Annotated in this window: 8 protein-coding genes; 1 reads left to right on the plus strand and 7 read right to left on the minus strand. The window is 58.3% G+C overall.

Annotated elements, in window-relative coordinates:
• Positions 1 to 247 precede the first annotated feature (247 nt).
• From RXV90_RS19780 to RXV90_RS19810, 7 genes are all read right to left on the minus strand, one after another.
• Positions 248 to 1906, minus strand: a complete 1659-nt coding sequence (locus RXV90_RS19780; RefSeq protein WP_316650945.1) for a Na/Pi cotransporter family protein — start codon at positions 1904 to 1906, stop codon at positions 248 to 250.
• 38 nt (positions 1907 to 1944) lie between these two features.
• Positions 1945 to 2742, minus strand: a complete 798-nt coding sequence (locus RXV90_RS19785; RefSeq protein WP_316650947.1) for a metallophosphoesterase — start codon at positions 2740 to 2742, stop codon at positions 1945 to 1947.
• Positions 2743 to 2746: 4 nt separating this feature from the next.
• Positions 2747 to 3556: a carbohydrate ABC transporter permease gene (locus tag RXV90_RS19790; protein WP_316650948.1), complete on the minus strand. Its 810-nt coding sequence runs from the start codon at positions 3554 to 3556 to the stop codon at positions 2747 to 2749.
• Positions 3553 to 4446, minus strand: coding sequence for a carbohydrate ABC transporter permease (locus tag RXV90_RS19795; protein ID WP_316650950.1), 894 nt, complete (start codon positions 4444 to 4446; stop codon positions 3553 to 3555). Before RXV90_RS19795 ends, RXV90_RS19790 begins: the two co-directional genes overlap by 4 nt.
• A 63-nt stretch (positions 4447 to 4509) precedes the next feature.
• Positions 4510 to 5766: an ABC transporter substrate-binding protein gene (locus RXV90_RS19800; protein ID WP_316650952.1), complete on the minus strand. Its 1257-nt coding sequence runs from the start codon at positions 5764 to 5766 to the stop codon at positions 4510 to 4512.
• Between the two features lie 47 nt (positions 5767 to 5813).
• Complete coding sequence (locus RXV90_RS19805; protein WP_316650954.1) at positions 5814 to 6848, minus strand: ABC transporter ATP-binding protein; 1035 nt, start codon at positions 6846 to 6848, stop codon at positions 5814 to 5816.
• Entirely contained in the window at positions 6848 to 7621 is a 774-nt protein-coding gene (locus RXV90_RS19810) for a DeoR/GlpR family DNA-binding transcription regulator (protein WP_316650956.1), read from the minus strand. The genes RXV90_RS19805 and RXV90_RS19810 overlap by 1 nt, the downstream gene beginning before the upstream one ends.
• A 298-nt stretch (positions 7622 to 7919) precedes the next feature.
• On the opposite strand from RXV90_RS19810, the gene RXV90_RS19815 reads away from it, so the two are divergent.
• Entirely contained in the window at positions 7920 to 8804 is an 885-nt protein-coding gene (locus RXV90_RS19815) for an HAD-IIA family hydrolase (RefSeq protein ID WP_316650958.1), read from the plus strand.
• Positions 8805 to 9258: the final 454 nt, after the last annotated feature.

Below are 9258 nucleotides of genomic sequence, written 5' to 3' on the forward strand. Positions count from 1 at the left end.
CACCCAGAGCCAGGCGAAGCCGAGACAGCCTCCGCTTTGGCTCTCGGATGACCGCTTCCAAAGCAAGCAGACGTTCGTCAAGTAGACCTCGAGGTCGGGTGAGCGGACAATGCGGTCAATTACAATGCTCCAAAAATAAGCCACCGAACAAGTAGCGCTACGACTAGGCTCGCATCAATGTGCTGTCACCACGGCGGCGAACCGAACAGGGCAAGTAAGCCTTCGAGAACCTCTCCATAGCAATGCCTCACGATTCGGCGAGCCGGCTCTCAAGAAGTTCGCCATGTTGCTCAAGAAGGGGATAGGCGATCATCGCAAATGAAGTGTTAAGCATCTTCGACGCGCGCAGAAGCTCAAGGTGAATTGCACTGGTTTCGATGGACTCGACCAGGCCCTGACGTAACCGTTTCAGGTGCGCACGCTCCAGACGCTGTTCCAGATCGCGAACCTTTTCTTTCTGCTCCACCAGTTCTCGTGCAAGTCCAATGTCCTCCGACATCAGAACCGTGATGCCATGTTGAACGTTCCGAAGTACCCGGTCGTGGAAATCCGATAGCTCCCGCCAGCCTTCCTCTGAAAAATTCAGCCTCTCCAGATTCTTACGCCGCGCCAATTCGACCATCTTCCGGACGATTACGTCTGCTCCTGCCTCGAGATTTACTGCAATCCCCGACAGGTTGAATGCGCGTGTGCCAGTGTCTTCTTTGGGGTCGCTGCTTCGAATGCCTGCGAGATAGACCCTGATATTTAGCGACATCCGTGCGATGTCCTTCATTTCCGAGTGCAGCCTTTGCGAGATTGCGTCATCGTAGCTATCGAAAAGCCCAATTGCTTCCCTCAGCATGCTTTCAATGCTGTTGCCCATAGCGATGAGTTCTCGCTGAGCGCATGCGAAGGCGCGACTTGGCTGGTTCTGCAGAGAATGATCGAGAGCTGAACGCACGACGTTCTCCGGTGCCGCACCTTGAGGGTCGGGAAGGATGCGACTGGATATCCACATCAATGGTCCGACGAATGGCAGGCCAATAGCCAAAAGCCCAAGATTGAAAAACAGGTGGATATTCAGGGTTTGCTGGGCGACGGATGATCCGGGGATCAAGCTGGCCATGTCGACCTGCGTAAGTGACAGCAGTGTGAGAGCCGCGCCGCCGCCACGCAGAGCGAAGTTGGTCCACACGACCCGTCGGATCGAAACTCTCCCGTGCAATGTCAGAAACACTGCGATCAGTGAGCCTCCGAGGTTCGCACCAAGAACCATGGCGCAGGCCGCTTCGAACGGCAGAAGACCTTGCTGTGCAAGCGTTGCAAACAGAAGCACCGCCGCGACGCTGGAATGGACAAGCCAGGCAAAGACCGCAGCGATGAGGAACGAAGAAATTGCATCACCTGCCAGATACAGCATTGCTGTATGCGCCGAGCCACTACCGGCCAGGGGCTGGCTTGCCTCACGTATCAGGTCGAGCGACACGAAAATGAGAGCAAGGCCGATAAGGATGCGTCCAATCTGGCGTAGGCTCCGGCGGGAACTTCTGAGAAAGAACATGACGCCGACAAGCAATAGAAGCGGTGTCAGAAGGGAGACACGAGAGCTCAATATCTGAGCGACGACAGCTGAACCCAAGTCTGCGCCTAGGATGATTGCCAGCCCGGCTGCACTACCGATTACGCCTGCCGACATGAAACCCGCCAGGAGCATCGCGACTGCGGTGGAGCTTTGCATGAGGATTGCGGCGGCGGCACCCGTCGCTGCAGACGTAAGCCGGTTCGCCGTTGATCGACGTAGCCACCGACGCAGTTGATCACCGAAAGCGCGCTCGAAGCCCGTGCGCACCAAGCGGACAGCCCAGATGAGAAGCGCCGCCGCCGCTGCCATGTTCAACAGGACCAGAGCCGGTGAACCATCCATCCTTGAAGTGCCTCCTCTGGCAGCCGGTTGAGCCGTGCCTAGAAAGGGTAGGGGCCGTCAGCGCTGGAGAGCGGGAGCACACTCCAGACGCCTTCTGGTCCGGTATCGATCACGGCAAATCCTGTCGGTCCGCTGTAGAATCCCACCGGAGCATCGATACGGCGATCAAGCGCGAAGGCACTGCACGTGGCGGGTGCGGTAAGCACCGTGTGTCCGCCGACCCGGCCGCGATACACGCCGTGAACGTGCCCGGATACAATCGTGATGTCGCCTTGAGCCTCGGCCATCAGGGAGCGCAGATCCGACAAATTCTCCAACCCGATTGCGTCCATGAATCTTATTCCCGTACACAGCGGCGGGTGATGCATTGCAATGATCACAGGCCGGTCTTCTGCGGCAGAAAGAGATTGGCGAAGAAGGGCAAGGCTTTCCGGGCGCAATCTGCCACCGCCCTGGCCTTCGACCAGTGTGTCCAGTCCGACAACGCACGCCTCGCCGATATCCACAAACCAGTCGATCAGTCCCGATTTGGGCATCACTGGTAGGTCGGCAAACGCTGCTCTCATGGCCTCCCGATCATCGTGATTTCCGGGAATGACGAGAAGCGGAAGCTCAAGCCGTTCCAGCTCGGAGCGTGCAAACTTGTAGCTTTCTGGGCTGCCGTCGTCGCTGATATCCCCTGTGACGAGCGCTGCCTTCAGAGACCCGAGTGGGCCGCGCAGTTCCGTCAGGCGATCTATGGCTTCGCACAACTGTGACCGCGTATCCAGCACGCCCGAAGCAAGTTTGCCGGGTGCCACAACATGAAGGTCCGTCAGATGCAAAAACTGCGCCATTGCTTTACTTGATTCCGGCGCGCAGGAAGGCCTGAACGAACTGTCGCTGAAACACGAGAAAGGCGACGAGGAGCGGTGCGACGGTCATCATTGTGGCCGCTGAGATTACTGAGATGTCCACACCGTTCTCCGGCGCGCCGAATATCGATAGTCCAACTGTCAGCGGCCGCGTGTCGGGCGAGTTAGTGACGATCAGAGGCCAGAGGAAGTTATTCCAATGAGTTGAGACCGACACCAGCGCGTAGGCCAAGTAGGTTGGTCGCGCCAGCGGGACATAGACCCGCCATAGAATACCGAACCAGCCGCAGCCTTCGACCCGCGCCGCCTCATGCAACTCGATTGGCACGCCCTTGAAAGCCTGCCTCATCAGGAAGATCCCAAAGGCCGAGGCCATGTAGGGCATACCAACGCCGAGTATCGTGTCGAAGAGACCAAGGCGCGAGACCATCGCATAGTTTTCGACGATCAGTACTTCGGGCAAGATGAACAATTGCATCAGGACTAGGATGAATAGAACGTCCCGGCCCGGAAACCGGACCTGCGCGAACGCAAAACCAGCGAGTGTCGTGACGAAGAACTGCCCGATCAGGATCACGGTCACCAGAAGGAATGTGTTCAGGAAGTAGCGGAGCCAAGGAGCTCCGTCCCAGGCGGTGCGGAAGTTGTCCAGCGTCCAGGGAGCCGTGATATTGAAATTGACCGCGTCAGAGGTCGTGTGAAACGCCGCCCAGAAGGCAAAGACCAATGGCGAAATCCAGATAACCGCCAGCAGTAGCGCACCGAAGCTCTCAATGTGTCTGGAAAAGCCGCTCATTGGTAGTGCGTCCGCTTATCAAGAATGGTGAATTTGATGCCGGCCACAACGCCTAGGACCACGAGGACAAGGATGGTCATGGCAGCCGCGTGCGGAGCATCGAAAAAGGCGAATGCCATCTCCCAGATGTAGTAGAGGATCAGCTTGGAGGCATCGTTTGGCCCACCCTTTGTCAGGATGAACAGATGGTCGATCAACTTCACAGAGTTGATCAGCGCGTTGACCATTATGAAAAGCGTCGTCGGCATCAGAAGTGGGATGACTATCCGGCGGGTATAAGTCCAGCGACTGGCGCCTTCGATATCGGCTGCTTCCTTCAGGTCCTCAGGGATGGTCTGGAGCGCAGCGAGATAGAAGATCATGAAGAACCCTGCCTCCTTCCAGATCGTCACAATGATGACTGCCCAGAGCGCTGTTTCGGGCTGCCCAAGCCAGTTGACGGAGGGCAGGCCGAACAAACTGCCAATCTGGTCAAGAACACCAAGCCCCGGTGTGTAGAAGAACAGCCATAGGTTCGCCGCGGCGATCATGGGCAAGACAGTTGGCGTGAAGTAGGCGGTGCGCACGAAGCCACGCGCCGGAATTTTCGAGTTTGCCCAAAGCGCCATGCCGAGCGCTATGGCGATGGATATCGGAATTGTGGCGCCTGCGTAGATCAGGTTGTTGGTCACCACCTTCCAAAAGGTCGGATCGGCGAACAGGTCGGAGTAGTTCTCGGTACCAACGAACTCCGTCGGGCGGCGCCTTGTCCCACGGCTGAAAAGGCTTGACCACAGCGTCGCGAGAGAGGGGTAGAACGCGAAAGTCGTCAGAAGAATCGCGGCAGGCGATAGCAGGATCCACCCGTAGATCGCCTGTCTGCGGCGTTCATTGCTGACGTGATCGGCCATGTCCCGGTCCTTCGCGTTAGAAGATGCGGGTGCCCGGCCGAAGCCGGACACCCACTGGGAGGTTTACTGGTAGTCGCGCAGCAGGCGCACGGCTGCTGCTTGCGCCTCGGCCAACGCATCCGCCGGGGACTTGGTATTTGTCAGCGCCGCCTGGATGGCATTGTTCAGCCCTTCGCGCACGCGCGCCGTCTCGAAAGTCGAGAACTCGGCGACGGCGTTTTCGAGCTGGTTGCGCGCGACCAGAGCGGGCGGGAATTCCGCCGTGTAGGCCTTGAGCGCCTCGGTCTCGTAGGCTGCGGGTGACACGCCCATGTAGCCAGTACCGATTGACCACGCCGCGGCCTGCTCAGGCGAGGTCATGAATTCGATCAGCTTAAGCGCTGCGGCCTGCTCTTCCGGAGTGGTGTCCTTAAAGACGTAGAAGTTGCCGCCACCGGTCGGCGAACCCTTCCGTACGTTCGCCGGCAGTTCGGCGACGCCGAAGTCGAAGCTGGCATTGTTCTTGACCGCGGTCAGGTTGCCGGTCGAATGCCACATCATCGCTGTCTGGCCCTCGAGGAACGCCTGACGAAGCGTACCCCATTCGACCGTGCCCTCTGGCATGATCCCGTGCTCCTGGCTGAGCGATTTCCAGAATTCCAGCGTCTCGACGATGGCCGGGTCATCGAAATAGGTGGTCAGCCCGTCATTCGACATGACCTCCTTACCATTCTGGATCGCGAGCGCCTGGAACATCCAGTAGGGATAGCCGGTCGACGGGATCATCAGGCCATAGGTGCCGTCCTTGGTCAGCGCCTTACCCATGCTGATCATCTCGTCCCAGGTTGAAGGCGGGCTTTCCGGGTCAAGCCCGGCATCGCGGAACATGTCCTTGTTGTAATAGGCCACGATGGTCGAACGCTGGAACGGGATACCCCAGGTCTTGCCCTCGATCTGGCCGTTGGCCATCAGCGCGGGATAGAAACTGCCGAGCCACGCCTGATCTACGCCTTCGATATCGTCGAACGCGACGATGAGATCCTGCTCGATCAGGTCGTAAGCATCGATGGAGAACATCACGGCCAGCTGCGCGGGCTCGCCAGAGGCCAGCGCCGAAAGCGCTCGGACGCGGGTGTCGTCGTAGTTGCCCGAATAAACTGCGTTGACCTTGATGTCCGGGTTGGCCTCTTCGAAATCTGCAACGATCCCGTCCACCACCTCGGTCAGCGCCCCGCCGACGGCGATGGGATAGTACATCGTCAGTTCCGTCTCGGCGATGGCCGGGGCCGACAGGCCGACAGCGGTCGCCGCTGCCAGTCCGAGTTTCGTGAGTTTGGTCATGGTTTCCTCCCTTTTAGATTTCGGTTTGCCGCCGAGCTGTATGCTTCCTACGCTTGGCTTGGGCGGGTAGTTCTGACGCCGGCGGCATCAAAGAAATGCAGGTCCTCGTCGTTGAAGGTGATTTCGAGGTCCTCACCCTGAGGAATGTGTTTAAGCCCGGGCATCGCCACTGTCAGGCCGCGGGCACCTTTCAAATCGAGGCCGATGAAGGTTTCGGAGCCAAGGAATTCGCACTCCGTGACCTTGCAGATAAGTCTGCCGTGACCGGGGTCAGCAACGCGCAGGTTCTCGGCGCGAAGTCCGATCTTTGGCGCGCCTTCGAAGCCAGGTAATACACTGCCGTCCAGAAGCGCCATTGGTGGCGCGCCCACAAACTCGGCGACGAAGGTATTGGCGGGCCGGTAGTACAGGTCTTCGGGCGCGCCCGTTTGCTGGATATGGCCATCCTTCATCAGCACAACCATATCGGCCATGCTCATCGCCTCGGTCTGGTCGTGGGTGACGTAGACAACCGTGATGCCCAGGTCGACCTGGAGCTTCTTGATATCCTTCCTGACCGATGCGCGGAGCTTGGCGTCAAGGTTAGAAAGCGGCTCGTCCATAAGACACAGCGGCTGGTTAGCGACGATGGCGCGGGCCAGCGCAACGCGCTGGCGCTGGCCGCCCGACAGTTCGCCAGGCTTGCGGTTCTCGTAACCGAGCAGGCCGGTAATCTCCAACGACCGGCGCAGTTTCTCCTGCCGCTCGGCCGCCGGGACCTTTCGGACCTTCAGCCCGAAGACGACGTTTTCGGCCACGCTGAGGTGCGGAAACAGGGCGTATGATTGAAAAACCATCGACAGGTTCCGCTCCGAGGGGGCGGCGGCGGTCACGTTCCTGCCGTCGATGGTAATCGTCCCCTCGTCGGGAAGCTCCAGCCCCGAGAGAAGCCGCAGCGTCGTGGACTTGCCGCAGCCGGACGGCCCGAGAAGCGCGACGAAGGAACCGCGCGGGATCGACAGGTCGATATTCTCGACGCCTAACTGTCCGTTCCAGCGTTTGGCGACGTTCTGTACATGCACGAAAGGGGCTGTTTCGGTCATCAGATGTCCTCGACGAAATCAACCTGACATCCCAGGTCGCTAAAGAGTGCGGGAAAGGGTTCGGCCGGGGCCCGGTCGCAGATTATGAGATCGATATCGGTCAGGTTGCAGCCCACCGCGGGAGCGAGGCGGCCGAACTTGCTTCGGTCTATGGCCAGCACAGAGGTTTGTGCGTTCCGGCGCATCTGCTCGGTGGCCCGGACTTCCGACTGATGAAATTCCAGCAGCTTGCCGTCCACATCGACACCAGCCGTCCCGAAGATCGCATAATCGGCCCGGTACCGCTGGAAGAACGCGACGACCTCTTCGCCGACGAAATCACGGTCAGGCAGGCGGATCTCCCCTCCCGGCAGAATGATTCGGTTAGACACCTCTTCGCTCAGGGCCATCGCTGCGCTGAGGTTGTTGGTGATTACGGTCAGCTGTTTGCGGCGATGAAGCGAGCGCGCGACACTCAGCGCGGTTGAACCTATGGACAGAAACAGCGTTGCCCCGTCCGGGATCTTCGACGCAACGGCCTCCCCGATGGCGCGCTTTCCCACAAGATTGGTTCCCGTGCGCTGGTCGAACGGGGTGTTTAGACGATCCTCGGCCAGCTCGATGCGCCCGTGTACGCGGCGCAGGGTCTCTCCGTCGCACAGTACGTCGAGGTCGCGCCGGATAGTCTGCATCGACACACCCAACATCTCCGCCAGCGCGCCCACGCTCACCCAGCCACGCTCTTGCACAACCTGCTGGATCAAGTCCCGACGCCGGAGTGATTTCGATGCCATAGGTGTTGTTCTCTCCCCAGTCGAACGCTACTGTCGAAAAAACCACAAAACAACAAAATTCTTTTGATTTTCGATTCCGATGCAAGGCGGGAGACCTTTGATCAACTCGATAGAAAGGGTTTAGTGAAAAATTACAGTGCTTTATGATAGTGCTGTCTTCCCCGGCAAAACTCTCCAAATATCCGGATTCTTGTTGTTTTATTGTTTTCTCTTTTTTTTCCATCACTGCGTAGTAAGGTCACTCCGCGACACCGGGGCGCCAGGAGCATCCTCTAGAGAAACGGATACGGTACCGCGAATGAACAACATTCAGAGCATATTCGACCGTTATGAGGCTGTCCGGCATCGTCTGCCGGAGGTTCGGATGACCTCCCCGACCCGGGGCATCGACTCTCTGCTGGATATCGCCACGGAGGTCGATGCGTTCGTCTTCGATGCCTTCGGAGTGCTCAACGTCGGAGAAACGCCGATCCCGGGCGCATCAGAACGGCTGGATCAGCTAAGAGGCGCGGGATGTCAGATCCGGATCCTGTCTAATGCTGCCAGCTATAACCACGACATGGCTGTGAAAAAATTCCGCCGGCTTGGGATGAATGTGGACGCCGACGAGATCGTAACGAGCCGCGACGCGACACTTCGGGCCCTCGGCCCGGGGCTGTGGGGATGTATTGCTGCTTTGGCGGATGACCTGTCTGATGTTCCCGCCCGGACACGTCGACTGGACGATCAGCCCGGTGATTACGACGAGGTCGAAGGTTTTCTGTTCCTGTCCAGTGAAAACTGGAACGACCAGCTACAGTCAATCTTAACAACGTCTCTACGGCGCCACCCGCGGCCAGTGAAGATTGCAAATGCCGATCTGGTTGCGCCGAGAGAAGGCCGATTCACCATTGAACCTGGTTACTTTGGCCATCTTCTCGCTGACGCTGGGGTTTCCAATATCCAGTTCTTCGGCAAGCCCTTTCCCGAAGTCTACGAGATGATTGAATCATCCCTGCCCGGGATGGCGCGCACGCGGATTGCGATGTGCGGCGATACGCTTCACACCGACATATTAGGAGCTGCGGCGCGGAACTGGCGGACTGTACTCGTTTGCCGCGATGGGCTTTTTGCCGGACAGGACACAGAAGGCTATTGCAGAGAAGCCGATATCTTTCCCTCGTGGAGGCTCGAGGCAATCTGAGCCGCATTCAAAGATCAGCGGAACATCCAAACAGCACCTAAGGGCTGTTATGTTAAGTCCGGAAGAGGCTCAGTTGTGCCAACTCTCGTAGTTAACAAAAGATCGAATTTTCCGTGGCTCGGTGCGAGACCTTCAGACCTTAGGCAGTCACCGAGGACGACGTACGCGGGATTGCGGTAAACATCGCGTCACGAATAGCCGGGCTGGGTGGAGGCGGAATTATCGTGGATTCTCGAACAGTGAAGGATTTTGTTGCGGGTTCTGGGCTCGAATTTCAAAGTCTTGGAACACATCGTCTGAAAGGCCTCTTAGAAGAGTAGCAAGTGTTCAGGGTACTTTAGCCAATCGCGAACAAGATCTACGATCCTGATGAATGACCGCTTCGAGCCGATTGTGTTGAAAAACTCCACTTGAGGGGCGCGTCATCGGCTGATTCACTTCTCCCGAGGCAAGG

Source organism: Ovoidimarina sediminis, from assembly GCF_032586175.1.
Classification (GTDB): Bacteria; Pseudomonadota; Alphaproteobacteria; order Rhodobacterales; family Rhodobacteraceae; genus Ovoidimarina; species Ovoidimarina sediminis.